Below are 24,979 nucleotides of genomic sequence, written 5' to 3' on the forward strand. Positions count from 1 at the left end.
GGGTGCCGACGTACCGAGATGAAGCGGTGATCCTGCGCACTCACAAACTCGGTGAGGCGGATCGCATCGTCACCATGCTCTCGCGGCGGCACGGCAAGCTGCGGGCGGTCGCGAAGGGCGTGCGGCGTACCTCGTCGAAGTTCGGATCGCGGCTCGAGCCCTTCATGGTGGCGGACGTGCAGCTGTACCAGGGCCGTTCCCTCGACATCGTGCAGCAGGCGGAGTCGCTGGGCGCCTACGGTGCCGACATCGCCGCCCACTACGATCGGTTCACCGCGGCGAACGCCATGGTCGAGACGGCCGATCGGCTCAGCGATGCCGAGGCGACACCGGAGCAGTACCTGCTGCTGGTCGGCGGGCTCCGCGCGCTCTCGCGCGGCGAGCATGCCGCGCGCAGCATCCTCGATTCCTACCTTCTTCGCGTCATGGCGCTCTCGGGCTGGGCGCCGTCTCTCGGGGACTGCGCCCGATGCGGGGCGCCGGGTCCGCACGCGAACTTCGTCGGACAGCTGGGAGGGATGGTCTGCAGAGCCGACTCTCCCGCGGGCAGCCCGAAGATCGCCGAGCGCACGCTCGCGCTGCTGAGATCGCTCATGGCGGGGGAGTGGGACGTGATCGACGGCGCGTCGCCGGTGGAGACGGCGGCGGCATCCGGTCTGGTCGCCGCCTACGCACAATGGCATCTCGAGCGCGGCATCCGCTCGCTCGCCCACCTGGAAGGAACCCGGTGACCCCGAAGCCGTACACGCACAAGGATGCGATCGCGTACCGTCCGCTGGACTGGACCGGAGTCCAGCCCCCGGCCTTCCCCAAGGTCCCCGAGCACGTCGCGATCGTCATGGACGGCAACGGCCGCTGGGCGAATCGCCGTGGGCTCAACCGCATCGAAGGGCACAAGGCAGGGGAGGAGGTGCTGCTCGACGTCGTGGCGGGCGCCATCCAGGCGGGCGTGAAGCACCTGTCGGTGTACGCATTCTCGACCGAGAACTGGGCGCGCTCGCCTGAAGAGGTGCGGTTCCTGATGGGGTACAACCGCGACGTGCTGCACCGCCGCCGCGATCAGCTCAACGAGTGGGGTGTGCGGGTGCGCTGGGCCGGGCGCAAGCCGCGTCTGTGGGGCAGCGTGATCAAGGAGCTGCAGTACGCCGAGCAGCTGACTCGCGGCAACGACGTGCTCACCCTCACCATGTGCGTCAACTACGGCGGCCGCGTCGAACTCGTCGATGCGATGCGGGCGATCGCCGCAGATGTCGCCGCGGGACGGGTCAAGCCCAACGCGATCACCGAGAAGATGATCCGCCGGAACCTCTACATCCCCGACATGCCCGATGTCGACCTGTTCCTGCGCAGCTCCGGCGAGCAGCGCACCTCGAACTTCCTGCTGTGGGAGTCGGCGTACGCCGAGATGGTCTTCCTGGACACGCTCTGGCCGGACTTCTCGCGCGAAGAGCTGTGGCGTGCCATCGGGGTGTACCTCTCCCGCGACCGCCGGTTCGGCGGAGCGGTGGACTCGCCCGGTCAGGCCTGAGCGCGCAGCCAGCGCTCGGTCTCGCGCGGATGCCCCAGGCGCACGATCGTCAGGTGAGGGAAGCGCGTCTCGACGTCCGGCATCCGCTCCCTCCATTTGCGAAGCGTCCTCGACTGCCAGAGGAGGATGTTCTCCTCGGGGTCGCGGCTGAACATCTTCGCGAGTCCGCGCTCGGTGTTGCCGTTCCAGAGCTCGGTGCGCCGCACATGACGTGACACGGTCCGGCGGACGAGCCGGGTGCGCACCACGCGGTAGGGGTAGTCGATCCACAGCACGAGCTGCGCGCGGGGCGCCAGGATCGCGTCGGTGCCCTTGCTCGTGTACTGCCATTCGGTGACCCAGCGGTCCTCTGTGGCAAACGCACGCACGTCGTCGAGGAACGACGGGCGCGGGGTCCAGTCAGGACCATGGAAGAGACCATCGATCTCGACGTGGCGCAGTCCCCAGACGTCGCCCACGCGGCGAGCGAGGGTCGTCTTGCCGGAGCCGGTGACTCCCGCGATCAGGACGCGATCCGGGCGGCTCGGCAGCGGGTCGTCGGAAGAGAGCATCTGAGCATCGTATTTCAGGCGGAGGAATAGGGCATGCGCGCATGCGGTTGGATGAGAGTGTGACTGAACCCATCTCGATCGACATCTGGTCCGACATCGCCTGCCCGTGGTGCTACATCGGCAAGCGCAATCTCGAGAAGGGCCTGGATGCCGTGGCGGGAGATGACGACGCCCCGCAGGTCAACATCACGTTCCACTCCTTCGAGCTGTCACCCGACACCCCGGTGGACTTCCACGGCGACGAGGTCGACTTCCTCGCCGGGCACAAGGGCATGCCGCGCGCTCAGGTCGAGCAGATGCTCTCGCACGTCACAGGCGTCGCTGCGGAGGCCGGCCTCGAGTACCGGTTCGACCTGCTGCAGCACACGAACACCGTGAAGGCGCACGAGCTGCTGCACCACGCGAAGGCGAACGATCTTCAGCACGAGATGGAGGAGCGCCTCATGTCGGCGTACTTCACCGAGGGCAAGCACGTCGGACGCATCGACGATCTCGTCGACCTCGCGGTCGAGGTCGGATTGGATGCCGATGAGACCCGCCAGGCGCTGGAATCGTCCGTCCACCTGTCCGCCGTTCGCCAGGACCAGGCTCAGGCCCGGGCGTATGGCATCCAGGGTGTGCCGTTCTTCGTGATCGACGGCCAGTACGGCATCTCGGGTGCCCAGCCGCCGGCCGCGTTCGAGAACGTGCTGCGCGACCTGTGGTCGAAGCGCGGCGAGTCGGAGAGGGAGTCGGCGGCGGTCTAACGGCTCAGCGCCGCCTCGATGGCTCCGACGATGGCAGGGTCGTCCGGCGTCTGCTTCGGGCGGAAGCGCTGCACCGACCCGTCGGGCGAGATGAGGAACTTCTCGAAGTTCCACTCCACGCGCCCGGCCTTGCCACCGGCATCCGGCGTCTCCTTGAGCGCCTTGTACAGCTCGGCGGCATTCCTGCCGTTGACCTTCACCTTGTCGTTGATGGGGAAGGTGACGCCGTAGGTGACCGAGCAGAACTCGAGGATGTCCTCGACCGAACCCGGCTCCTGACCGAAGAACTGGTTGCACGGGAAGCCGACCACGCTGAAGCCCCGGTCGCCGAAGCGACGCTGCAGCTCTTCGAGCTGCTCGTACTGCGGCGTGAGGCCGCACTTCGACGCGACGTTGACCACGAGCACCACGTCGGCACCGAGATCATCGAGCGTCTTCTCCGCTCCCTGAGCGTCGACGAAGGGGATGCTGCGCACTGCGGAATCGGTCATATCCACAGCTTAGGTCGATGGGGCGCCACGGGCTCCGCGTCTGGGAGAATGGAAGGGTCATGACTGTCGCCACCGCTCCCGCCCGCCCGCTCCGCATCGGACCCATCGATCTCGACGTCCCCGTCGTGCTCGCGCCGATGGCGGGCATCACCAACACCGCGTTCCGGCGGCTCTGCCGCGAGTACGGCGCGGGTCTGTACGTGAGCGAGATGATCACCTCGCGCGCGCTCGTCGAGCGCAACGAGAGCACCATGCGCCTGATCCGCCACCACGAGTCGGAGACGCCCCGGTCGATCCAGCTGTACGGCGTGGACCCTGCGACGATCGCGGATGCCGTGCGCATCATCGTCGCCGAAGACCATGCAGACCACATCGACCTGAACTTCGGCTGCCCCGTGCCCAAGGTCACCCGTCGAGGCGGGGGTGCGGCGCTGCCGTGGAAGAACCGTCTGTTCGCCGACATCGTCACCCAGGCGGTGAAGGCCGCCGGCGACATCCCCCTCACCGTCAAGATGCGCAAGGGCATCGATCACGACCACCTCACCTTCATCGAGGCAGGGCGCGCCGCGGAAGACGCGGGCGCCGCGGCCGTCGCCCTGCACGCGCGCACCGCCGGGGAGTATTACTCCGGCCACGCCGACTGGAATGCGATCGGCGAGCTCAAGCAGGCGGTCACCAGCATCCCGGTGCTCGGCAACGGCGACATCTGGTCGGCCGACGACGCCGTGCGCATGATGGAGCAGACCGACTGCGACGGCGTCGTCGTCGGACGCGGATGCCTCGGGCGCCCGTGGCTGTTCGGAGACCTCGCCGCGGCCTTCGGTGCGGAGTCGACGCCTGTCGACGCGACGCTCGGCTTCGTGGCGGACGCGTTCCGTCGTCACGCGGAGCTGCTCGTCGAGTTCTTCGACGACGAGGACCACGGATGCCGCGATGTGCGCAAGCACGTGGCCTGGTACTTCAAGGGCTATCCGGTCGGCGGAGACATCCGCACCGGACTCGCGATGGCGTCCAGCCTGCAGCACATCGACGATCTGCTGGGCCAGCTCGATCGCGACGCTCCGTACCCCGGGGCGGACGCAGAGGGCCAGCGCGGCCGCGCCGGCCGCCCGAAGCGCACGGCGCTGCCGGACAAGTGGCTGGAGTCGCGCGAGATCGGCGAGTCGACGTCGGAGATGATGCGCGGAGCGGAGACCGAGAACAGTGGCGGCTGATCCTTCGGCGGCCCCGCGGACCGACGGCTACGACCCGCGCGATGCCGAGCGCTACTTCGACGAGACTCACCGATCCGAGCGCGATGACTTCGCCCGCGACCGCGCGCGCGTGCTGCACTCCGCGGCCCTTCGCCGCCTCGCGGCCAAGACCCAGGTGCTGAGCCCGGCGAGCACCGCCGACTTCGCCCGCAACCGCCTCACGCACTCGCTCGAGGTCGCGCAGGTGGGACGCGAGCTCGCCACGGCGCTGGGGGTCTCGGCGGATGTCGTCGACACCGCGTGCCTCAGCCATGACCTCGGTCACCCGCCGTTCGGCCACAACGGCGAACGGGCGCTCAACGAGTGGGCGGAGGACATCGGCGGCTTCGAGGGCAACGCCCAGTCGCTGCGCATCCTCACCCGCCTCGAGGCGAAGGTGCTCGACGACGATGACCGATCGGTCGGCCTGAATCTCACGCGGGCGAGCCTCGACGCCACCTGCAAGTACCCGTGGACCGTCGACAGCCCGGTCCCCGACCCCGGCGGCCGGCTCAAGTTCGGCGTCTACCCCGACGACGAGCCGGTGTTCCGGTGGATGCGCGAGGGCGCGCCGGGGCGGCTGCGGTGCATCGAAGCCGAGATCATGGATCTCTCCGACGACATCGGCTACTCGGTGCACGACTTCGAGGACGCGATCGTCAACGGCTACGTCGACGTCGCGCAGCTCTCGGACGCGCGCGAGCACGAGGCCCTGATCGATCGCATCCAGCAGTGGGTGGGCTACGACTTCACGCGCGACGAGCTGGCCGATGCGCTCTACCGGCTCGAGGGGCTGCCGATGTGGCTGGGCTCGTTCAACCGCTCGCGGCAGGATCTCGCCCGCCTGAAGAACCTCACCAGCGACTTCATCGGCCGTTTCGCCCGCGCCTCGGTCGCCGCGACCCGTGAGGCCTATGCGGGGCCTGCGCTCGTCCGCTACAACGCCCACGTCATCGTGCCGCGGGTGGTCGAGACCGAGATCGCGGTCCTCAAGGGCATCATGGGGCAGGCGATCGTCACGATCGACGCGCGCAAGGGCGTGTACAAGGAGCAGCGTCGGGTGCTCAAGCGCCTGGCTGATGCCCTGTGGTCCACAGACGCGCTGTGGTCTGCGGGCGCCGACGTGCTCGAGCCGGCATTCGCTGCGGACTTCGTCGCGGCGACGACGGATGCCGAGCGCGCCCGTGTCGTGGTCGACCAGATCGCGAGCCTGACCGATCAGAGTGCGATCGACTGGCACAACCGCCTGGTCGGAGAGATCGACCCCGCCGAGGTCGGCATCTGGACTCCGCGTCACGCGCGCCCCGGCGCCCGCCCGGCCGCTCCCGCCGAGCGCCGGGCCGCTGCCGAGGTGCGCTGATGCCGCGTATCCGCCAGGCCGATGTCGATGAGGTCAAGGCGCGTACGAACATCGCGGACATCGTCGGGGAGCGCGTCGCTCTGAAGTCCGCCGGCGTCGGTTCGCTCAAGGGCCTGTGCCCGTTCCACGACGAGAAGAGCCCCAGCTTCCACGTCCGGCCGCAGGTCGGCTACTACCACTGCTTCGGCTGCGGCGAGTCGGGCGACGTGTACTCGTTCCTGCGCGAGATCGACCACGTCAGCTTCACGGAGGCCGTCGAGAGGCTGGCCGGACGCATCGGCTACACGCTGCACTATGAAGACGGGGGAGCGGCTCCTGAGACCAGTGGGCGAGCGAGGCTCTACGCCGCGAACACGGCGGCAGCGGAGTTCTTCCGGGCTCAGCTGCTCTCGCCCGACGCCGAGGCGGGTCGGCGGTTCCTGGGCGAACGTGGCTTCGACGCGGGGGCAGCGGCTCATTTCGGCGTCGGTTTCGCGCCGCGCGGCTGGGACGGGATGCTGAAGGCGCTCACGGCTCAGGGCTTCACCCGGGAAGAGCTCAGCACGGCAGGTCTCGTCTCCACGGGACAGCGCGGTGTCTACGACCGCTTCCGCGGACGGCTGGTCTGGCCGATCCGCGACGTGTCGGGGCAGACCATCGGGTTCGGCGCACGCCGTCTCTTCGACGACGACAAAGGGCCGAAGTACCTCAACACCCCGGAGACGCCGATCTACAAGAAGGCGCAGGTTCTCTACGGCCTCGACCTCGCCAAGAAGGACATCGCGCGAGGCGATCCCCGTCGTGTCGTCGTCGTCGAGGGCTACACCGATGTGATGGCCTGCCACCTCGCAGGGCTCACGACGGCCATCGCGACCTGTGGCACCGCCTTCGGCACCGACCACATCAAGGTGCTGCGTCGTGTGATGGGCGATGACAACGCCTCCGGCGAAGTCGTCTTCACCTTCGATGGCGACGAGGCGGGGCAGAAGGCTGCGCTGCGCGCATTCACGGAGGACGAGCGCTTCAAGGCCCAGACCTTCGTGGCCGTGGCCCCGGATGGGCTCGACCCCTGCGATCTGCGCCTGCAACGGGGGGATGCCGCGGTGCGCAGCCTGATGGATGCCAAGGTGCCGATGTTCGAGTTCGCGATCGACCGGAGGCTGGCCGGTTTCGATCTCTCGACGGTCGAGGGGCGGGTCGGCGCTCTGCGTGCCGCCGCGCCCATCGTGGCGGAGATCAAGGACCCGCTGCTGCGTCCCGGATACGAGCGGGTGCTCGCGCGGCGATTGGGCATGGACCCGACCGAGGTGCACAACGAGGTACGGCGCTCCGGGCGCAGCGCATCGGCGCCTTCGCCCGGAGCATCACGCCCGGAGCAGGGGAACCACGAGTCGGCATCCACCGGGCCTGCACTCGCCCCCGTGACGCTGGCCAGCCTCCCGAGGACGGCACAGGCCGCGCTCGAGCGCGACGCGCTGATGGGAGCGCTGCAGTACGGTCACCAGATAGACCAGGCGCTGCTCGCGCGGGCTCTGAGCGCCCCGTTCCGCACTCCCGGGCTCGATGCGGTGCGCGAGGCGGTGGCCGCGGCTTCAGACCGAACCAGGGCCGGCTGGGTCACCGACGCCGTCAACTCCGTGCGAGAGCCCTATCGCTCCCTCGGCGGTGAGCTGCTTATGGCTCCGTTCCCCGCCCGCGACGAGGCCGGAGCGGTCGCGTCGGCGACGGATCTGTGCCGGCGGCTGATCATACGAAGCATCGAAGACGAGAAGAACGAGCTGCTCGGGGCTGTGCAGCGGGTGCCGGCGGATTCGGACGGCGGGCGTGCACTGCGCATGCGTCTGCGCGATCTCGACGTCGAGCGTCAGCGCTTCACCGAGTCGTAACGGGTTCGGCTGCCGCGTGCAGGGCAGGATGGAAGCATGTCCCGCCGGCACGACCCCACGCACGCGATCGACTGCTCGGATCTGGTGATCGACCGCGCAGGCCACGGTTCGCCGACCCGGGCGGTCGACGGCGTCACCTTCTCGCTGTCACCCGGAGGCCTGATCTGCGTCGCCGGTCCCACGGGGTCGGGCAAGTCCTCGCTCGTGCTCGCCCTGGCCGGGTCGACCGATCCGTCCGTGCGCATCGTCGGCGGCAGCGCGCACGTGTGCGGCGTGAACGTGCGCCGGCCCGGGCGCAAGCACCGGGTGCTGACGTATCGCACGGGATTCGTCCCGCAGGGGGCCGGCGCGGATCTGCCGCCTCGGCTCACGGTGCAGGAAGTGATCGCTGAGCCGATTCTCGCTCGCGAGCGCCGAGTGAACACCAAGGCACTGTCGATACGCGTCGCGACACTGCTCGACGAGATGCACCTTCCACTGGGCACTGCCGCGAAGTTCCCGTACGAGCTCAGCGCCGGCATGAGACAGCGCGTCGCGATCGCGCGATCCTTCGTCTTGGAGCCGATGGTGCTGATCGCCGACGAGATCCTCGCGAACCTCGATCTCGAGGTTCGCCCGGTGGTATTCGACGCGATCACGCGCCGGCGCAAGGAGCAGGGGATGGGGGCGCTTCTCGTGACGAACGACGCCGACTTCATCCGCGAGCTGAATGCCGAGACTCTGATGCTCAAGGGCGGCCATGTCGTCGCTCGCGGAGTCGGCAAGGACCTGCTCTGGGCGCCGAATGCCGAGGCGGATTCGCAGCCGTGAGCCTGAGCAGACACGACACGCCCGAGGCGAGGCCCATGTCACGAGCACGCGAAAGTCTTTGCTAGGATTGACGAGTTGCCCGCGCAGCGGAGCACATTCCTCGGTAGCTCAATTGGCAGAGCAGCCGGCTGTTAACCGGCAGGTTCTTGGTTCGAGTCCAAGCCGGGGAGCGATGAACCCCCACCAGGCAAATGGTGGGGGTTCTCTGCTTCTCGGAGCAGAATCCATGGCGGCTCAGCCGGTCACGAAGCATCGCCGGGGATTGGTTCCTGTCGCGGTCACGTGCTCGTGGACGACGGAGCCGACCGGCTCATTTCCCATCCGCGGTGACGGGGCTCCGTGTCGCGGCGGCGAGGGCCATGCCGGTGAGCGAGCCGTCCTGCGCCATCAGGTCGGCCGGCGCACCTTGGAACACCAGCCGGCCGCCGTCGGATCCCGCGCCGGGGCCGATGTCTATCACGTGATCGGCGCGCGCCACGACGCGCATGTTGTGCTCTATGACTACGAGCGTCGCCCCTTCGCCGATCAGATCGTCGAACAGCGTGTTGATCGTGTCGACGTCGCTGGGATGCAGTCCCGTCGTCGGCTCGTCGAGCACGATCCGGTCGGCGCTGTCTCGGCGCGGGTCGCTCAGGTGCCGGGCGAGGAGCAGCCGCTGCTTCTCACCGCCCGAGAGGGTGTCCAGCGATCGCCCGACCGCCATGTACCCGAGGCCCGTGCGCTGCACACATGACATCGCCGTCGCGATCGTGGCGTCGTCGGCGAAGAGCTCGGCGACCTGCGCGGGCGGCGCCGCGAGCACATCCGCGATGGACGTGCCGTCGAGCCGTGCGCCGAGCGCGGTGTCGTTGAAGCGCAGGCCCCCGCAGTCGTCGCACGGGGTGGAGACGTCATCGAGGAAAGCGAGCTCGGTGGTGATGTGCCCCTTGCCCTTGCATGTGGGGCAGGCGCCCTTGCCGTTGAAGCTGAACCACGACGGGTCGAGCCCCGACGCCCGGCCGAACGCACTGCGCACGGCATCGGCGACACCGAGCACGGTCAATGACATCGAGCGCACGCCGCCGCGCAGCGGATCCTGACCGACGACGGTGAAGTCCGGATGCTGCTGCGGCAGCTCGACCGTGGCGAACGAGCTCTTGCCCGATCCTGCGACGCCAGTGATCGCTGTCAGCACGCCGAGCGGCACCTCGGCGTCGAATCCGGTGAGGTTGTGGGCGCGAGCATCTGTCACCCGTACGCTGCCGCGCGCGGCGCGAATGCGGCGGCGCACCCGCAGCGGCTCCGCGAGCAGACGACCCGTCGTCGTGTCGCTCTCCCGCAGTTCCTCTGGCGTCCCCTGGAACCGGATGCGGCCTCCGGCGGCGCCCGCACCTGGCCCCAGGTCGACCACGTGATCGGCCGCTGCGATCACCTGCGGGTGGTGCTCGACCACGAGGATCGTGTTGCCCCGGTCGCGCAGCCGCCGGAGCAGCCGCACCAGGCGCTGGATGTCGGCCGGATGCAGGCCGGTGCTCGGCTCGTCGAAGACGTACGTGACGTCGGTCAGGGCGCTGCCCAGGTGCCGCACGATCTTCACCCGCTGCGCCTCGCCGCCCGAGAGCGTCGACGACTCGCGATCCAGCGTCAGGTACCCGAGGCCGACGGACAGCAGGGCGTCGAGCGTGTGCCGGATGCCCCGCAGCGCGGGCTCCACGCGGGGGTCGGCGAAGTCCTCGAGCAGACGCTGCAGATCGGCCACCGGCATCCGCATCCAGTCCACGATGGAACGCCCGTCGATACGGCTCGCCCGTGCCTCCGCGTTGACCCGCGCGCCCTTGCACTCGGGGCAGACGTGCGTCGTGACCAGGTGCTCGAGTTCGGCGCGCACGGATGCCGACATCTTCGAGCGCCCCTGTGTGAAGTACACGTCGCGCATGCGCGTGATCACGCCGTCGAAGCGGGCGGTCTGGGGGAATCGCGGATCGGGGTTCTCGAGCTTCAGCTTGTCGGCGTAGAGGAACTGCTCCCTCTCCTGCGCGGTGTAGTCCTTGAGCGGCTTCGACCGATCGAACAGCCCGGAGTACGCGAAGCGCTTCCAGCGGTACACCCCTGGACGGAAGATGCTGAAGCGAACCGGGCCCTCGTCGATGCTCTTCTCGGGGTCGAGGAGCTTCTCCTCGTCGATGTCGTACACAGTGCCGAGGCCCTCGCACACCGGACACATGCCCGAAGGGTCGTTGAATGAGTAAGCAGGGGAGTAGCCGGCCGACGGTTCGGCGATGCGCGAGAACACGAGTCGCAGCAGCGGTGCGAGGTCGGTCGCCGTGGCGACCGTCGAGCGCGAGTTGCCGGTGAAGCGGCGCTGGTCGATGAGGATCGTGAACGTGAGGCCGTCCATGGCCTGCACCTCGGGCGCAGGCAGCTGTGGCAGGCGCGCCCGGATGAACGTGGAGTACGAGTCGTTCACGAGCCGCTGCGATTCGGCCGCGATCGTGTCGAGAACGAGCGAGGACTTGCCGGATCCCGAGATGCCGGTGAACACCGTGTGCAGCTTCTTCGGGACCTCGAGGGACACGTCGCGGAGATTGTTGGTGCGGGCGCCCGTGATGACGATGGGCGTGGCGGCGGCCGGTTTCGCGGTGTGAAGGTCGGACATGGCGACAGCGTAGCCACGGGCGTGGACATCCAGAGGGGGGGTCCCGTCCGGTCGGCATCCTTGCGAGACTGCGCCGCCCCGGCTGCTACTCACATGCGGCGGATGCTCCACCGTTCACGGACGTCGGGAGGAGACGAAGAAGGCCCCGCCATCGGCGGAGCCTTCTTCGTGCTGTGTGAAAGAACTCGTCAGAGACCGCTGCCCGCGAGGGAACCGGTGGTCTGGCCGGCCGGGTTCGTGACGACGCACTGGATGACGCGGTCGTTCAGCTCGTCCCAGGTGTCCTGGGTCGGGGTGATGGGGTAGACCTCGAGCGACGAGGAGTTGTAGTCGATGCCGATGAAGTTCGTGAAGGCATCGCCGATGCACTCCTGCGAAGCGGCGTCGACGTCGTCGCTGGAGAACTCTCCGTCGTCCATCTTGAGCTCGTAGTAGACCTCTTCGTCGTGCGGCTGCTCGCACGGAACGACATCCGCGTCGGAGAGCAGCCCCTCGGGGCTCTCCATCTTGCAGTCGCCGACCTTCAGCGCGAAGATGTCGATGTTCGAGCTCTCGGTCACCTGCCCGGTGTCCTCGTCGCGGTCGGCGTCTCCCGAGCCGCCGCCGAGAATGCCGTTCAGCGCGCTGCATCCGGTCAGTGCGATCGACAGCGCTGCCGCAGCACCTGCGAGAGCGAGCGCGCGACGCGTGCGCAGTTTCATCATGTGTACCCCTCCAGAGACAAATGGTGCGCGGGCATGGAGACACACCCGCCTGAAACGACGCTATCTCTGAAGAAGTCTGTGACGCAACTCGAAAGACCCTTTGATCAGGCTGGGAGAATCATCCCTCGAGGTCGTCGACGCCCGGCATCCAGCTGGCGCCCGGCCGGCCCCATCCGCGCTTGCGAGCGATCTTCTGCACCGTCTTCCAGTCGCCGTCTGACAGTCGGTCCACATAGATGATGCCGTCGAGGTGATCGAACTCGTGCTGCATGATCCGCGCACGCCAGCCGTCGACGTCGATCTCGACCAGGGCGCCTTCGAGGTCGGTGCCGGTCACCCGCACACGGTCGGATCGGCGCAGCGGGAACCGCTCACCGGGGAACGAGAGGCACCCCTCCGACTCGAGGTCGGGATCAGGGTCGCCCGGCTCGGTGGGCACCATCCACAGCTCGGGATTGATGAGGACCCCGCGCCAGGGCTGGTCGTCGTCGTCCACATAGGAGTACGTGAAGATGCGCAGCGGCACGCCGACCTGCGGAGCCGCGAGCCCGACGCCGGGGGCCGCGTCCATCGTCTCGTACATGTCTGCGATGAGCGTGCGGATCTCGTCGGTGATCTCGTCGACAGCGGATGCGGGGGAGTGCAGGACGGGGTCGCCCATGATGCGAATCGGAAGTACAGCCACGCCATAACCCTACTTGGGCGAGGGTGCCGGGTAGTGTCGAAGGGTGAGCATTTCGGTGTGGCTGAGCAGCGAGGACGTGAGCGAACAGCTCGTCGGCGTCTTCAACAACCCCAAGCTCCTGCTCGGCATCCCGCTCGCTCTCGCGGGAGCCGTGTTCATGTCTCTGGGTGCGCAGTACCAGCACCGCGGCGTGGAGAAGGTCGAGCAGCTCAGTGGCTCGGATGCCGCGACCGGCCTGAGCTTCGACCAGCTCAGGCGGCTTCTCGCCAGGCCCTCCTGGCTCGTCGGCACACTCATGCTCGGTCTGGCGATCGTATGCCAGCTGTCGGCGCTTGCCGTGGCTCCGCTGATCGTGGTGCAGCCGCTCGGGGCGATCGCACTGGTGATCACCACACTGCTGAACGCGCGGGTCTCCGGGCATACGCCCACCAGACAGTCGATCACAGCCATCGTGTGCTGCGTCGGCGGAATCTTCCTGTTCGTCTCCTTCGCCGCGGTCTTCGCGACCGAGAAGGCCATCGGCGACATCGAGCTGTTCACGATCCTCGCGATCCTGCTGGTCGTGATCATCGCCCTGGGCGCCGCCTGGCTCGTGCTGCGTCACCGCATGCGCGCGCTGTTCTACGTGATCGGCGCCGGCATCCTCTACGGCTTCGTCGCCACGCTCGCGAAGGCGACCATCAACCGCATCGAGAACGGCAGCTTCGAGTGGATCACGGTGATCTGCGTGATCGCGCTGGTGGCGGCATCGGCCGTGGGCGCGTACTTCGTGCAGACCGCCTATGGTTCTGGCCCGCCCGACCTCGTGATCGCCGGCCTCACCGTCGTCGACCCGATGGTCGCGGTGCTGATCGGCATGCTGGTGCTGGGGGAGGCGGCGGCCGCGCCCGGCTGGGTTCTCGCGATCTTCGGCGTCGCCGGGGCGATCGCGGTGTTCGGGGTCGTCGGACTCGCCCGCTTCCACCCGCAGGTGCTCAGCGAGAGCCAGGAGCTCGGGATCGAGCGCGGATCAGACCCCGGTCCTTCGACAGGGTCAGGGACCCGGTAAGGCGTCCGCCGCGTCGACAGGCTCGGGATCCCGGGACTGCCCTTCGACAGGCTCGGGGACCCAGGGGGCCGGTTGCGCGGTGGGACCAATGACCGAGCAGGCACCCGGCCCAGCGGTCAGTACGCCGGGTCGATCAGGTCGGGCGAGACCTCTGACGCCGCAGCTTCGTCGACGAAGAACACGGTGCGCTTTCGTCCCTTGGCGCCTGCGGCCGGAACGCTCGTGTAGCTGGCGCCGGCAAGAGCGAGCCCGAGAGCTGAGGCCTTGTCCGCGCCGGTGATGACCAGCCACACCCGCTTCGACGAGTTCAGTACCGGACGGGTGAGAGTGACGCGCTCGGGCGGCGGCTTGGGCGACTCGCGCACGGGCAGCACCGCGGCGTCCGTCACCGTCACCTCAGGCCGGTCGGGGAAGAGCGAGGCGATGTGCCCGTCGGGGCCGACACCCAGGAAGCAGACCGCGAAGGTCGGCCAGGGATTCTCATCGGTCGCGAATCGGGCCAGCTCTGCGGCGTATGCGGCGGCCGACTCGTCGAGGCTGAGTCCGCTGTCTGGTCCCGCGACCTCGTGCACGTTCTCGGCCGGGACGTCGATGTGATCGAGCAGCGCCTCTCGCGACTGGAGAGAGTTGCGATCGGCGTCGCCGCGGGGCACGAAGCGCTCGTCGCCCCACCAGAAATGCACGAGCGACCAGTCGACGTCCGCCGAACGCGGGTTCTCGGCGACGGCACGCAGCACCGCCCCGCCCATGGAACCACCCGTCAGGGCGACGTGGGCGATGCGGCCGCTGCGCGTGCGCGCACGCAGTCGCGTGATGAACCTGTCAGCCACCCGGGCCGCGAGTGCGGCCGGGGTGGGTTCGACGACGACCCGCTTCTCTGCGGACGCTGCCTGCATCGACATCATTCTCCTGTCTCGGGCGGACCCAGCTTCTCCCAGCCCTCGGTGATGACTCGACCGTACAGGACATCCGGGTCGAGGCGCCGCAGCTCCTCCGCGAGGCACTCCCTGAGCGTGCGCCGAGGCAGGTGCAGGTCGTGGTTCGGCTGGTCGGGCTGCGTGAGCACCGCGACGCCCGGCGCAGGACGCTCGAGCAGAATGTCGCCGGCAGCGCGCGTCAGGCGCACGGACTTGATGCCCTCCTGCCAGTGCTCGGGGTCTTCGTAGGACCAGCGCACGGGCACGTCCAGAGCCATCTGCAGCCAGGCGGCGAGCAGCGCGGTCGAGGGCGAAGCCGATGCTCCACGGACCTCGACGTCGGTGACCTCGTCGAACGGGGGCTGATCCAGCACGGCGGCCAGCTGCTCACGCCAGTGGGTGAGTCGCGTCCATGCGAGGTCGGTGTCACCCGGGGCGTGGGTCTCACCCAGCAGATCGAGGCGCTGGCGCACGTCGGGAGCCGTGGCGGCATCCGTGATGCGCCGCTGCGCGATGCGTCCCAGCGGAGACGTCGACGGTGCGGCGGGCGCCTCTTCGGGCCACCACGCGACGACGGGCGCGTCCGGCAGCAGGAGACCGGTGACCAGGCTCTCCTCGTTGCTTGCCGCCTCGCCGTAGGCGCGCAGCACGACGACCTCGCTCGCTCCGGCGTCACCGCCTACGCGGATCTGCGCGTCGAGCCGCGATTCGCCGTCGCCGGTCGTGAGCACGATGACGCGCATCGGGTGCTCGCGGGAGGCATCGTTGGCGGCATCGATCGCGGCCTCTGCGACGCCGTTGCGCGCCGAGATCACGAGGGTGAGCACGCGCCCGAGGGCGACCACGCCGCCCTCCTCGCGGGCCTTGACGAGGTTCTTCGCGACCTGGCTGACGGTCGTGTCGGGAAGGTCGATGATCACGGTCGTCTCCAGACTCGTCCGTCGCGGGCCAGCAGGGCGTCGGCGGATGCCGGACCCCACGAGCCGGATGCGTACTGCTCGACAGGACCGCCCTCTGCGGCCCAGAACTTCTCCACGGGGTCGAGAATCTTCCAGGAGAGCTCGACCTCCTCGTGGCGGGGGAACAGGGGAGGATCGCCCAGCAGAACGTCGAGGATGAGACGCTCGTAGGCTTCGGGGCTCGCCTCGGTGAAGGCGTGCCCATAGCCGAAGTCCATGGTCACGTCGCGCACGTTGGTGCCGTTGCCTGGGACCTTCGAGCCGAAGCGGAGCGTGACGCCCTCGTCCGGCTGCACACGGATCACGAGTGCGTTCTGCCCGAGCTCAGAGGTGTTGTTGCGACCGAACAGGTGCTCGGGCGCGCGCTTGAACACGACGGCGACCTCGGTGACGCGGCGACCCAGGCGCTTGCCCGTACGCAGGTAGAACGGAACGCCCGACCAGCGGCGCGTGTCGATCTCGAGCTTGATGGCCGCATAGGTCTCGGTGGCGGACTGCGGGTCCATGCCCTCCTCGTCGAGGAAGCCGGTGACCTTCTCGCCGCCCTGCCAGCCGCCGGCGTACTGCCCGCGAGCGGTGGCCAGCGCCAGATCGTCCGGCACGTGCACTGCCGCGAGGACCTTCTCCTTCTCGGCACGCAGATGCTCGGCAGAGAGGCTGATCGGCTCCTCCATCGCGGTGAGAGCGAGGAGCTGCAGCAGGTGGTTCTGGATCACGTCGCGCGCTGCGCCGACGCCGTCGTAGTACCCGGCACGTCCGCCCACGCCGATGTCCTCGGCCATCGTGATCTGCACGTGATCGACGTAGTTGCGGTTCCAGATCGGCTCGTACAGCTCGTTCGCGAAGCGCAGCGCCAGGATGTTCTGGACCGTCTCCTTGCCGAGGTAGTGGTCGATGCGGAAGATGGAGTCGGCAGAGAACGCCACCTCGAGGGCCTTGTTCAGCTCGCGAGCCGACTCGAGATCGTGGCCGAACGGCTTCTCGATCACGACACGGCGCCAGCGGTCCTCGCCCTGATCCTCGCCGACGAGGCCCGAGTCCTTGAGCTGCTGTGCGACCACCGCGAACGACTTCGGCGGGATCGACAGGTAGAACGCGTGGTTGCCCATCGTGCCGCGCTCGATGTCGAGCTGGTCGACCGTCTCGCGGAGCTTGATGAAGGACTCGGGATTGTCGAACTCGCCCGAGACGAAGCGGATGCCCTGGAGAAGCTGCTCCCAGGTCTCCTCGCGGAACGGCGTACGGGCGTGCTGCTTGACCGCGTCGTAGACGACCTTCGCGAAGTCCTGATCCTCCCAGTCGCGTCGTGCGAAACCGACGAGGGCGAATCCGGGCGGCAGCAGGCCGCGGTTGGCGAGGTCGTAGACCGCGGGCATGAGCTTCTTGCGCGAGAGATCGCCGGTCACGCCGAAGATCACGAGGGCGCTGGGGCCTGCGATCCGGTTGAGACGGCGATCGTCGGGGTCGCGCAGCGGGTTGTGCCCGCGCGAGATGGGAACAGACATCGGTGGGGGATTCTCCTGGCTGTTACTTCTGGGCTGCTTCGAAAAGGGTGAGGACGTCGGCCGACGAGTCGGTGATCGTCAGAGTGACGACGGGACGGCCGTGCTCGGCGAGAACCGCGGCGTCGCCGGCGGCCTGCGCCTGGATGAGCTGGCCGAACGTGAACGGGCGACCGGGGATCTCGAGATCGACATCGGTGTGCTCGAGGATCTGCACGAACACGCCCTGGGCAGGGCCGCCCTTGTGGTACTGGCCCGTGGAGTGCAGGAAACGAGGACCCCAGCCGAACGTCGCCGGTCGCCCCGCGTCCGCGGCCACGAGCTCGCGCATGCCCTGGAGCTGCGGCACGTCGAGCCGGTTCACGTACGCCTGGATCGACACGTACCCGTCGTCGCCGAGGCGGGCCCAGAGCGCGTCGAGCACGCCTTCGACGGTTCCCGAAGCGGCGAGAGCGGCATCCGAGACGCGCACCTCCACGCCGTTCTCGACGAAGGCGGGTGCCGTGGGTTCAGGGCGAGCATCGAGCAGGCCGCGGGCCGCGACCTTCGCCGACTCGACATCGGGCTGGTCGAACGGATTGATGCCGAGCAGGTGCCCGGCGATCGCGGTCGCGTACTCCCAGACGATGAACTGCGCGCCGAGCGTGCCCGAGACGAGGATCTCGCCCTGGTGGCGCTCGCGCAGGTGGAACTCGTCGGCGTCGTCGACGAGACGGACGATCTGCAGATCGGCGGGCTTCGCGTCGAGCTCAGGCGAGACCGGGAGCAGGACGACCGGAAGGATGCCTGTTCCCTCCTTGCCCGTCGATTCGGCGATCAGCTGCTCGATCCAGTCGGGCAGCCCCTCGATGTGTGTGCCGTCGGTTACGAGTCCGAGCTTGTCGCGACGAGGGCTCGTGGCGGCGATGGCGGCCGCCAGGCGCAGCGCGGGGTTCTCGGCCGAGTCGACCGCGACCTCGAGCAGCGACGCCTCGGCCTCATCGAGCAGCTCGGCGATATCGACGCCTGCGAGTCCCGAGGGCACCAAGCCGAAGGCGGTGAGAGCGGAGTAGCGCCCGCCCACGTTCGGATCGGCGTTGAACACCCGGTAGCCGGCGGCGCGCGCGGATTCGTCGAGCGGAGAGCCCGGGTCGGTGACGACGACGATGCGCTCGACGGGATCGATTCCGAGGTCGCGGAACGCGGCCTCGAAGGTGCGTCGCTGCGAGTCGGTCTCGACCGTGGAGCCCGACTTCGACGAGACGACGAGCACGGTGCTCTCGATGCCGTGGTCGAGCGCGGCGAGCACCTGTCCCGGCGCGGTCGAGTCGAGGATCGTCAGATCGAGACCGGCGGTCTGGGCGATCACCTCGGGTGCGAGGGAGGAGCCGCCCATCCCGGCCAGCACGACGCGCGTGATGCCCTTGGCGGCCAGCTCCTCACGCAGTGCGACGATCTCCGCCACGAGGGGGCGCGAGACCGTGACGGCCTCGACCCACCCGAGCCGGACGGAGGCCTCAGCCTCAGCATCCGCTCCCCACAGCGTGGCGTCGCCGTTCGTGATGCGGGACGCCACGAGGTCGTGCACCAGACCGGGAACGGTCTCGTCGATCGCGGCCTTGGCCGCCCCCGACGCGTGCAGCGCGAAGGTCATCGCTGCGCCTCGAGCCCTTCCTTGACCTGGGTGAGCAGGTCGTGCCACGAGTCGATGAACTTGGCGACGCCTTCGTCCTCGAGCACCTGGGTGACATCGGCGAAGTCGATGCCGAGGTCGGCGAGGCCGGAGAAGACGGCACGAGCCTCTTCGTAGCCGCCCGTGATCGTGTCGCCCGTGACGACACCGTGGTCGAAGGTGGCCTCGAGGGTCTTCTCGGGCATCGTGTTGACGACGCCCTGGGCGACGAGCTCGGTCACGTACAGGGTGTCGGGCAGCGCGGGGTCCTTGACGCCGGTCGACGCCCACAGCGGACGCTGCACGTTCGCGCCGGCCTCGAGCAGAGCCTTGGCGCGGTCGCCCGCGAAGGTCTTCTCGTAGAGCTCGTAGGCGAGACGGGCGTTCGCGAGGCCTGCCTTGCTCTTGAGGGCCTCGGCCTCGGGGGTGCCGATCGCGGACAGGCGCTTGTCGGTCTCGGTGTCGACGCGCGACACGAAGAACGAGGCCACGGACTCGATGGTCGACAGGTCGATACCAGCAGCCTTCGCGGTCTCGAGACCGGTCAGGTAGGCCTCGATGACCTCGGCGTAGCGCTCCAGGCTGAAGATCAGCGTGACGTTGACGCTGATGCCGGCGCCGATCGCCTGCGCGATGGCCGGCAGACCGGCCTTCGTCGCGGGGATCTTGACCAGGAGGTTGGGGCGGTCGACCTTCGCCCAGAGCTCCTTGGCCTGCGCCACGGTGCCCTCGGTGTCGTGTGCGAGGTCGGGGGAGACCTCGATCGAGACGCGACCGTCGACGTGGTTCGACGCCTCCCAGACCGGGCGGAAGATGTCGAGGGCGGCCGCGACGTCCTGCGTCGTGGCGGCGAACACGGCCTCCTCGGCCGTTGCGCCCGATGCTGCGAGCTCGGTGACCTGCGCGTCGTACGACGTGTCATCCGGGTTCGTGATCGCGTTCGCGAAGATGGTCGGGTTGGTCGTGACGCCGACGACGTTGCGGTTCTCGATCAGCTCGGTCAGGTTCCCCGAGTTGATGCGGGCGCGAGAGAGGTCGTCGAGCCAGATGCTGACGCCGGCTGCTGCGAGATCTGCGGTGGGGGTGCTCATTGTCATGACTCCTTGATCAGTTGGCCTGTGCGGCCAGGGTCTCGCGGGCAGCGGCGATGACGGCCTCGGTCGTGATGCCGAACTCGCGGAACAGGGTCTTGTAATCGGCGGAGGCGCCGAAGTGGTCGATTCCGATGGAACGGCCGCGGTCGCCCACGATGCCGCGCCAGCTGAGGACCGAGCCGGCCTCGACGGAGACGCGGGCGGTGACGGATGCCGGCAGCACCGACTCGCGGTAGGCCTCGTCCTGCTCGGCGAACCACTCGAGCGAGGGCGCGGAGACGACGCGGACGTTCACGCCCTCGGCCGCGAGCGCGGAACGGGCGTCGACACCCAGCTGCACCTCGGAGCCGGTCGCGATGATGATGACGTCGGGCGTGCCGTTCGGGGCCTCGGCGAGGACGTAGGCGCCCTTGGCCGTGTTCGACGCGGAGGCGAACACGTCGCCGGATGCGTCGCCCTCGCCGCGCGCGAACACCGGGATGTTCTGACGGGTCAGCGCGAGACCTGCGGGCCCGCCGTTGCGGCGCAGGATCTCGAGCCACGCGGCGGCCGTCTCATTGGCGTCGGCCGGGCGCACCAGAGTGAAGTTCGGGATCGCACGCAGCGTCGCGATCTGCTCGACCGGCTGGTGCGTCGGACCGTCTTCACCGAGGGCGACGGAGTCGTGCGTCCACACGAAGATGCTGGGGATGTCCATCAGCGCGGCCAGACGCACCGGCGGGCGCATGTAGTCGCTGAAGATGAGGAACGTGCCACCGAACGGACGGGTCGGACCGTGCAGCTTGATGCCGTTGACGATCGCGCCCATCGCGTGCTCGCGGATGCCGAAGTGGAGCACACGGCCGTAGGGGCTGCCCGACCACTCGTGCGTCGACCACTCGGCCGGGATGAAGGACTTGGCGTCCTTGATCGTGGTGAGGTTCGACTCGGCGAGGTCGGCCGACCCGCCCCACAGCTCGGGGAGCTCGGCGGCGAGGGCGTTGATGACCTGGCCGGATGCGGCGCGGGTGGAGACCTCCTTGCCCGCCTCGAACACGGGGAGGGCGGAGTCGATGTCGGCCGGGAGCTCGCCCGCCTCGAGGCGGTCGAGCAGAGCCTTGCGCTCGGGGTTCGCGGCGGCCCAGGCGTCGAACGACTCCTGCCATGCCGCGCGCGCCTCGGATGCACGAGCGGCGAGCTCGCGGGTGTGGGTGATGACGTCATCGGCGACGGCGAAGCTCTGCTCCGGGTCGAAGCCCAGGACCTTCTTGGTCGCGGCGAGCTCTTCGGCGCCGAGCGCCGCGCCGTGGATCTTGCCCGAGTTCTGCTTGCCCGGCGACGGCCAGCCGATGATCGTCTTGAGGATGATCAGCGACGGCTTCGAGGTCTCGCCCTGGGCGGCCTCGATCGCGGAGTGCAGCTCGGCGACGTCTTCGACGTACTCGCCGGTCTTCTTCCAGTCGACGACCTGGACCTGCCAGCCGTACGACTCGTAGCGCTTCGCGACGTCCTCCGTGAAGGCGACGTTGGTGTCGTCCTCGATCGAGATCTGGTTCGAGTCGTAGATCGCGATGAGGTTGCCGAGCTGCTGGTGGCCGGCGAGAGAAGACGCTTCGCTCGTCACGCCCTCCTGCAGGTCGCCGTCGCCGGCGATCACGTAGATGAAGTGGTCGAAGGGGCTGGAGCCCGCCTGGGCCTCGGGGTCGAACAGACCGCGCTCGTAGCGGGCGGCGTACGCGAAGCCCACGGCGGACGCGAGACCCTGGCCGAGCGGGCCGGTGGTGATCTCGACGCCCTTGGTGTGGCCGTACTCGGGGTGGCCAGGAGTCAGCGAGCCCCACGTGCGCAGCGCCTTCAGGTCGTCGAGCTCGAGACCGAAGCCGCCCAGGTACAGCTGGACGTACTGGGTGAGGGAGGAGTGGCCCGCAGACAGGATGAACCGGTCGCGGCCGAGCCAGTCGGTGTCGGTCGGGTCATGACGCAGAACCCGCTGGTAGAGGAGGTAGGCCGCCGGCGCCAGGCTCATCGCGGTGCCGGGGTGGCCGTTGCCGACCTTCTCCACGGCATCCGCAGCCAGAATGCGTGCGGTGTCCACCGCGCGCCGATCGATCTCTTCCCACTGCAATTCCGACACGGTGAAGCCCTTCTCCAACAGTTCGAGAGCGCCCGGATTGCACTGTCGCGGTCCGCAACGATACGGAAGGGGATGCTTGAGCGCCGGGCGCGCGAGTGATTTCAGCATAGCGGTGCGTGTCACCTCGTTACAGCGTTTTACAACGCTTCACCCCGCTCAGAATTCCGATGTGAGAACACGTGTGCGCGGCGGGCGGCGGTTGTGGCGTGCCATAGACTGGGAGGGCTGTCTATGCACGCGCGGAGGAGGCGATCGAGATCTCGACGATGTCTGATCAGACCGTTGTGAAGAAGTCCATCGGTCGCACGGTGAAGGCGTACGTCGCCCTCACGAAGCCGCGCGTGCTCGAGCTTCTGCTGGTCTCCACCGTCCCCGTGATGTTCCTCGCCCAGGGCGGGATGCCGGATCTGTGGCTCGTGCTCGCCACGGTGATCGGCGGCTCGATGAGCGCCGGCTCTGCCGCCGCGTTCAACATGTACCTCGACCGCGACATCGACGCGCACATGCACCGCACCGAGAACCGTCCGCTCGTGACGGGCGAGATCACGCCCCGCGGCGCGCTCGTCTTCTCGTGGACCCTCGCGGTCCTGTCGACCGTCTGGCTCTGGTTCACGACGAACTGGCTCGCGGCGGTGCTCTCGGCATCCGCGATCTTCTTCTACGTCGTGATCTACACGATCATCCTCAAGCGCCGCACGGAGCAGAACATCATCTGGGGCGGCATCGCCGGGTGCTTCCCCGTGCTCATCGGCTGGGCGGCCGTCACCGGCTCTCTCGACTGGCCCGCGTTCATCCTGTTCGCCCTCATCTTCCTGTGGACGCCGCCGCACTACTGGCCGCTGTCGATGAAGTACAAGGACGACTACGACGACGTCGACGTGCCGATGCTCGGCGTCACCCGCAACGCATCGCAGGTCGGCCTGCAGGTCATCCTGTATGCGTGGGCGACGGTCGCCTGCTCGCTGCTGCTCGTTCCGATCGCGGGCATGGGCCTCGTCTACACCGTGTCGGCCCTGGTCTTCGGCGGCTGGTTCATCTACGAGTCGCACCGCCTCTACAACCGCGCGGTGCATGGCACCGAGGCGCGGCCGATGCGCGTGTTCCACGCGTCGATCACCTATCTGACGCTCATCTTCGTCGCGGTGGCGATCGATCCGCTGCTGCCTTTCTGACGCGGACGCGAAGAGGCGGGGCGCATCGTGATCGATGCGCCCCGCCTCTTTCGTGTGCGTCGCGTCAGCTGCGAGGCGTGCCGGTGAGCTCCGCGTCGGCGTGGGCTTCGGTGGCCACGTCGCCCGCCTGCGCAGAGGAGCAGGCCGGCGCGCTGTCGTCGGCATCCGTCACGGCGTCCTGCGCGGCGATCTCCGCGTCGACCGTCTGCGCGCTCCAGTCGATCGGCTCGACCGGCGCCGCGGCCGGGGTCGGGATCAGTGAGCGCAGGGCGACCAGGGCGAGCGCGATGAGGATGCCGAGCACTCCGGCGCCGATGAGGACAGAGCCGACCACGGCGAGCGACTGTCCGACGTAGACCTCGACGCCCGTCGCGGTTCCGTCGAGAAGGGTGGCGGTCATGGTGCTGAGCTGCGAGTTCACCAGCCAGCCGCCGACGGCACCGGAGGCGAGAGACAGGACGATGAGCAGCCAGAAGCCGATGCTGCGGGTGAGGGACTTGTTCATGTCCGCCACTCTGACCGGCGAATCGTGGCGTCCCCGATGCGTCGGCTATGCGTCGGCTGAGCGCTGTGCCGGTCGCTTCAGGCTCAGGGCGACCACGGTGTACGTCGCGGCGGAGAGCGAAGCGAGCACCATGTGGATGCCGACGAGCAGCTCGGGCAGCCCCTCACGGGCCTGCCACACGCCGACGCCGACCTGCACGAGGATCGCCACGACCAGCACGAGCAGCCACTTCCGCGGCTGCAGGCGCTGGACCCAGGAGGCGATCGTCAGAGTCAGCACGAGCGCGGCGAGGATGTAGCCGGGCCAGGAGTGCACATGCGCGAGGATGGTGGCGTCGAAGCCATGGCGCTCGATGTTCGCGTCGCCCGAATGCGGTCCGTTCCCGGTGGTGAGGACCCCGAAGAAGATGGTCGCGGCGAGTGCGAGGCCCGTGATGTGCGACAGGATCGAGAACCACGTCGGCACGGCCGGCTCGCGCGGGCCGGGCACCGCGTTCAGGCGTACGAGGAAGGCGGCAGTGACACACACCAGCAGGAGCGATGCGGTGTAGTGGAAGCCGACGATGAAGGGATTCAGATCGCTGATCACGGCGAATCCGCCGACGACGGCCTGCGCCATGATCCCGACCAGCACGACCCACGCGAGCACGGCGAGGTCGCGGCGTCGTGTGGTGCGCCGCAGCGAATCGGCGGCGCCTGCCACGACCGACAGCAGAAGTGCGGTGGACATCAGCGCGGCCCCGAGAACCGGGCCGAGCGTCGTGGTGGCGATGTACACGACGACGGCGAGCACGATGCCTCCGAGCGCGAACCAGAGTGCGCGCACGAGAAGACGGCGGCCGCCGATCGCATGCAGCGTCAGCAGCAGCACCGCGAGCGCCAGCAGGCCCACGACGCCGGTCATGGTGCGGTTGCCGAACTCGATGAGCCCGTGCACGCCCTGGTCGGCGTAGATCGGCACCAGCGACTCGGGCGTGCACAGCGGCCACTCCGAGCATCCGAGACCTGATCCCGTGAGGCGCACGGCGCCGCCGGTGCCGATGATGATGACCTCTGCGAGGAACGACAGCCAGGCGAGGACGCGCAGCGGCGCGCGGACGGCGAGCGGATCCTGATTCTGGACTCGGGTCAGAAATTCGCCGGTGGTCGAGGCGGATTCGGGAGCGGCTGCGTCGGGCATGGGGCCTCCGGAACCCTCTGGATGCAGACACGGCGGCCCGGATGTCAGAGGGAACCTGTAGAATCGGGATGTTGGGATGGCCGCGAGACTGCGGAACTCATCCCTGACAGTTTAGGCGCGACGGAAGCGCCGGTGATGAGGGCCCACCAGCGGCACCCGCTCCCGCAGACTCGACGGGGACAGGTGTGTCGGGGCGGATGACACCGTTGAGGCCCAATGAGGAGAGTGTGTG

Annotated in this window: 22 protein-coding genes and 1 tRNA gene; 10 read left to right on the plus strand and 13 right to left on the minus strand. The window is 68.6% G+C overall.

The window, feature by feature from the left end; translation table 11 throughout:
* The first annotated feature begins 2 nt into the window (after nucleotides 1–2).
* Together recO and RS84_RS13765 are read left to right on the plus strand one after the other, a co-directional pair.
* Nucleotides 3–731, plus strand: coding sequence for a DNA repair protein RecO (gene recO, locus RS84_RS13760; RefSeq protein WP_045258387.1), 729 nt, complete (start codon nucleotides 3–5; stop codon nucleotides 729–731).
* On the plus strand, nucleotides 728–1,528 hold the full coding sequence (locus RS84_RS13765; protein ID WP_045258388.1) for an isoprenyl transferase: 801 nt from the start codon (nucleotides 728–730) through the stop codon (nucleotides 1,526–1,528). Before recO ends, RS84_RS13765 begins: the two co-directional genes overlap by 4 nt.
* Here the strand turns inward: RS84_RS13765 and RS84_RS13770 are convergent.
* A complete protein-coding gene (locus tag RS84_RS13770) occupies nucleotides 1,519–2,079 on the minus strand; it encodes an ATPase AAA (RefSeq protein ID WP_045258389.1) in 561 nt (186 codons plus the stop codon). The two genes, RS84_RS13765 and RS84_RS13770, sit on opposite strands and share 10 nt — an antisense overlap.
* 59 nt (nucleotides 2,080–2,138) lie before the next feature.
* Between RS84_RS13770 and RS84_RS13775 the strand changes: the two genes are divergently transcribed.
* On the plus strand, nucleotides 2,139–2,825 hold the full coding sequence (locus tag RS84_RS13775) for a DsbA family protein (RefSeq protein ID WP_045258390.1): 687 nt from the start codon (nucleotides 2,139–2,141) through the stop codon (nucleotides 2,823–2,825).
* On the opposite strand, the gene RS84_RS13780 is transcribed toward RS84_RS13775, so the two are convergent.
* Nucleotides 2,822–3,316 (minus strand): glutathione peroxidase, encoded by a 495-nt coding sequence (locus RS84_RS13780; protein ID WP_045258391.1) that lies wholly within the window; start codon nucleotides 3,314–3,316, stop codon nucleotides 2,822–2,824. The two genes, RS84_RS13775 and RS84_RS13780, sit on opposite strands and share 4 nt — an antisense overlap.
* Nucleotides 3,317–3,375: 59 nt before the next feature.
* Between RS84_RS13780 and dusB the strand changes: the two genes are divergently transcribed.
* The 5 genes from dusB to RS84_RS13805 all read left to right on the plus strand — a co-directional run bounded on the left by dusB (nucleotide 3,376) and on the right by RS84_RS13805 (nucleotide 8,753).
* Nucleotides 3,376–4,530 carry a tRNA dihydrouridine synthase DusB gene (gene dusB / locus RS84_RS13785; RefSeq protein WP_045258392.1) on the plus strand — a complete coding sequence of 385 codons (1,155 nt, stop codon included), beginning with the start codon at nucleotides 3,376–3,378 and terminating at the stop codon, nucleotides 4,528–4,530.
* The gene (locus RS84_RS13790; protein ID WP_045258393.1) at nucleotides 4,520–5,908 is read left to right on the plus strand and encodes a deoxyguanosinetriphosphate triphosphohydrolase; all 1,389 of its coding nucleotides are present in this window, start codon (nucleotides 4,520–4,522) and stop codon (nucleotides 5,906–5,908) included. The genes dusB and RS84_RS13790 overlap by 11 nt, the downstream gene beginning before the upstream one ends.
* Entirely contained in the window at nucleotides 5,908–7,773 is a 1,866-nt protein-coding gene (gene dnaG / locus RS84_RS13795; RefSeq protein WP_045258394.1) for a DNA primase, read from the plus strand. Before RS84_RS13790 ends, dnaG begins: the two co-directional genes overlap by 1 nt.
* Nucleotides 7,774–7,809: 36 nt before the next feature.
* Nucleotides 7,810–8,583, plus strand: coding sequence for an ATP-binding cassette domain-containing protein (locus RS84_RS13800; RefSeq protein ID WP_045258395.1), 774 nt, complete (start codon nucleotides 7,810–7,812; stop codon nucleotides 8,581–8,583).
* A gap of 97 nt (nucleotides 8,584–8,680) precedes the next feature.
* Nucleotides 8,681–8,753 (plus strand) — tRNA-Asn (locus tag RS84_RS13805).
* Between the two features lie 140 nt (nucleotides 8,754–8,893).
* Here the strand turns inward: RS84_RS13805 and RS84_RS13810 are convergent.
* The 3 genes from RS84_RS13810 to def form a co-directional block, all read right to left on the minus strand.
* On the minus strand, nucleotides 8,894–11,218 hold the full coding sequence (locus RS84_RS13810) for a thiamine ABC transporter permease (RefSeq protein WP_052676374.1): 2,325 nt from the start codon (nucleotides 11,216–11,218) through the stop codon (nucleotides 8,894–8,896).
* 188 nt (nucleotides 11,219–11,406) lie between these two features.
* Nucleotides 11,407–11,922 carry a septum formation family protein gene (locus tag RS84_RS13815; RefSeq protein WP_045258396.1) on the minus strand — a complete coding sequence of 172 codons (516 nt, stop codon included), beginning with the start codon at nucleotides 11,920–11,922 and terminating at the stop codon, nucleotides 11,407–11,409.
* Nucleotides 11,923–12,040: 118 nt separating this feature from the next.
* Entirely contained in the window at nucleotides 12,041–12,607 is a 567-nt protein-coding gene (def, locus tag RS84_RS13820; protein WP_082062197.1) for a peptide deformylase, read from the minus strand.
* 49 nt (nucleotides 12,608–12,656) lie between these two features.
* Here def and RS84_RS13825 point away from each other — a divergent pair, with 49 nt between their 5' ends.
* Nucleotides 12,657–13,655, plus strand: coding sequence for a DMT family transporter (locus RS84_RS13825; RefSeq protein WP_045259190.1), 999 nt, complete (start codon nucleotides 12,657–12,659; stop codon nucleotides 13,653–13,655).
* Nucleotides 13,656–13,771: 116 nt separating this feature from the next.
* On the opposite strand, the gene pgl is transcribed toward RS84_RS13825, so the two are convergent.
* From pgl to tkt, 6 genes are read right to left on the minus strand one after another with little or no spacing between them, the layout of a single operon-like run.
* On the minus strand, nucleotides 13,772–14,560 hold the full coding sequence (gene pgl / locus RS84_RS13830) for a 6-phosphogluconolactonase (RefSeq protein ID WP_045258398.1): 789 nt from the start codon (nucleotides 14,558–14,560) through the stop codon (nucleotides 13,772–13,774).
* Complete coding sequence (locus tag RS84_RS13835; protein ID WP_045258399.1) at nucleotides 14,557–15,492, minus strand: glucose-6-phosphate dehydrogenase assembly protein OpcA; 936 nt, start codon at nucleotides 15,490–15,492, stop codon at nucleotides 14,557–14,559. The genes pgl and RS84_RS13835 overlap by 4 nt, the downstream gene beginning before the upstream one ends.
* Nucleotides 15,489–17,036, minus strand: a complete 1,548-nt coding sequence (gene zwf / locus RS84_RS13840) for a glucose-6-phosphate dehydrogenase (RefSeq protein ID WP_045258400.1) — start codon at nucleotides 17,034–17,036, stop codon at nucleotides 15,489–15,491. The genes RS84_RS13835 and zwf overlap by 4 nt, the downstream gene beginning before the upstream one ends.
* 22 nt (nucleotides 17,037–17,058) lie before the next feature.
* Nucleotides 17,059–18,666 carry a hypothetical protein gene (locus RS84_RS13845; protein ID WP_045258401.1) on the minus strand — a complete coding sequence of 536 codons (1,608 nt, stop codon included), beginning with the start codon at nucleotides 18,664–18,666 and terminating at the stop codon, nucleotides 17,059–17,061.
* Nucleotides 18,663–19,775: a transaldolase gene (gene tal, locus RS84_RS13850; RefSeq protein ID WP_045258402.1), complete on the minus strand. Its 1,113-nt coding sequence runs from the start codon at nucleotides 19,773–19,775 to the stop codon at nucleotides 18,663–18,665. The genes RS84_RS13845 and tal overlap by 4 nt, the downstream gene beginning before the upstream one ends.
* Nucleotides 19,776–19,791: 16 nt before the next feature.
* On the minus strand, nucleotides 19,792–21,891 hold the full coding sequence (gene tkt, locus RS84_RS13855; protein WP_045259191.1) for a transketolase: 2,100 nt from the start codon (nucleotides 21,889–21,891) through the stop codon (nucleotides 19,792–19,794).
* 266 nt (nucleotides 21,892–22,157) lie between these two features.
* On the opposite strand from tkt, the gene RS84_RS13860 reads away from it, so the two are divergent.
* Nucleotides 22,158–23,063, plus strand: coding sequence for a heme o synthase (locus RS84_RS13860; protein WP_045258403.1), 906 nt, complete (start codon nucleotides 22,158–22,160; stop codon nucleotides 23,061–23,063).
* Nucleotides 23,064–23,127: 64 nt separating this feature from the next.
* Here the strand turns inward: RS84_RS13860 and RS84_RS13865 are convergent, their stop codons facing one another.
* Nucleotides 23,128–23,568 (minus strand): hypothetical protein, encoded by a 441-nt coding sequence (locus RS84_RS13865; protein ID WP_045259192.1) that lies wholly within the window; start codon nucleotides 23,566–23,568, stop codon nucleotides 23,128–23,130.
* Between the two features lie 45 nt (nucleotides 23,569–23,613).
* Nucleotides 23,614–24,747 (minus strand): COX15/CtaA family protein, encoded by a 1,134-nt coding sequence (locus RS84_RS13870; protein ID WP_052676376.1) that lies wholly within the window; start codon nucleotides 24,745–24,747, stop codon nucleotides 23,614–23,616.
* Between the last annotated feature and the right edge of the window lie 232 nt (nucleotides 24,748–24,979).

The organism is Microbacterium hydrocarbonoxydans, from assembly GCF_000956475.1.
GTDB lineage: Bacteria > Actinomycetota > Actinomycetes > Actinomycetales > Microbacteriaceae > Microbacterium > Microbacterium hydrocarbonoxydans_A.

Bases quoted from the DNA above. Each gene is read 5' to 3' on its own strand.
- RS84_RS13770 (WP_045258389.1), bottom strand. From the start codon at position 2,079: ATGCTCTCTTCCGACGACCCGCTGCCGAGCCGCCCGGATCGCGTCCTG.
- RS84_RS13780 (WP_045258391.1), bottom strand. From the start codon at position 3,316: ATGACCGATTCCGCAGTGCGCAGCATCCCCTTCGTCGACGCTCAGGGA.
- dusB (WP_045258392.1), top strand. From the start codon at position 3,376: ATGACTGTCGCCACCGCTCCCGCCCGCCCGCTCCGCATCGGACCCATC.
- dnaG (WP_045258394.1), top strand. From the start codon at position 5,908: ATGCCGCGTATCCGCCAGGCCGATGTCGATGAGGTCAAGGCGCGTACG.
- RS84_RS13800 (WP_045258395.1), top strand. From the start codon at position 7,810: ATGTCCCGCCGGCACGACCCCACGCACGCGATCGACTGCTCGGATCTG.
- RS84_RS13810 (WP_052676374.1), bottom strand. From the start codon at position 11,218: ATGTCCGACCTTCACACCGCGAAACCGGCCGCCGCCACGCCCATCGTC.
- RS84_RS13815 (WP_045258396.1), bottom strand. From the start codon at position 11,922: ATGATGAAACTGCGCACGCGTCGCGCGCTCGCTCTCGCAGGTGCTGCG.
- pgl (WP_045258398.1), bottom strand. From the start codon at position 14,560: ATGATGTCGATGCAGGCAGCGTCCGCAGAGAAGCGGGTCGTCGTCGAA.
- zwf (WP_045258400.1), bottom strand. From the start codon at position 17,036: ATGTCTGTTCCCATCTCGCGCGGGCACAACCCGCTGCGCGACCCCGAC.
- RS84_RS13845 (WP_045258401.1), bottom strand. From the start codon at position 18,666: ATGACCTTCGCGCTGCACGCGTCGGGGGCGGCCAAGGCCGCGATCGAC.
- tal (WP_045258402.1), bottom strand. From the start codon at position 19,775: ATGAGCACCCCCACCGCAGATCTCGCAGCAGCCGGCGTCAGCATCTGG.
- RS84_RS13860 (WP_045258403.1), top strand. From the start codon at position 22,158: ATGTCTGATCAGACCGTTGTGAAGAAGTCCATCGGTCGCACGGTGAAG.
- RS84_RS13865 (WP_045259192.1), bottom strand. From the start codon at position 23,568: ATGAACAAGTCCCTCACCCGCAGCATCGGCTTCTGGCTGCTCATCGTC.
- RS84_RS13870 (WP_052676376.1), bottom strand. From the start codon at position 24,747: ATGCCCGACGCAGCCGCTCCCGAATCCGCCTCGACCACCGGCGAATTT.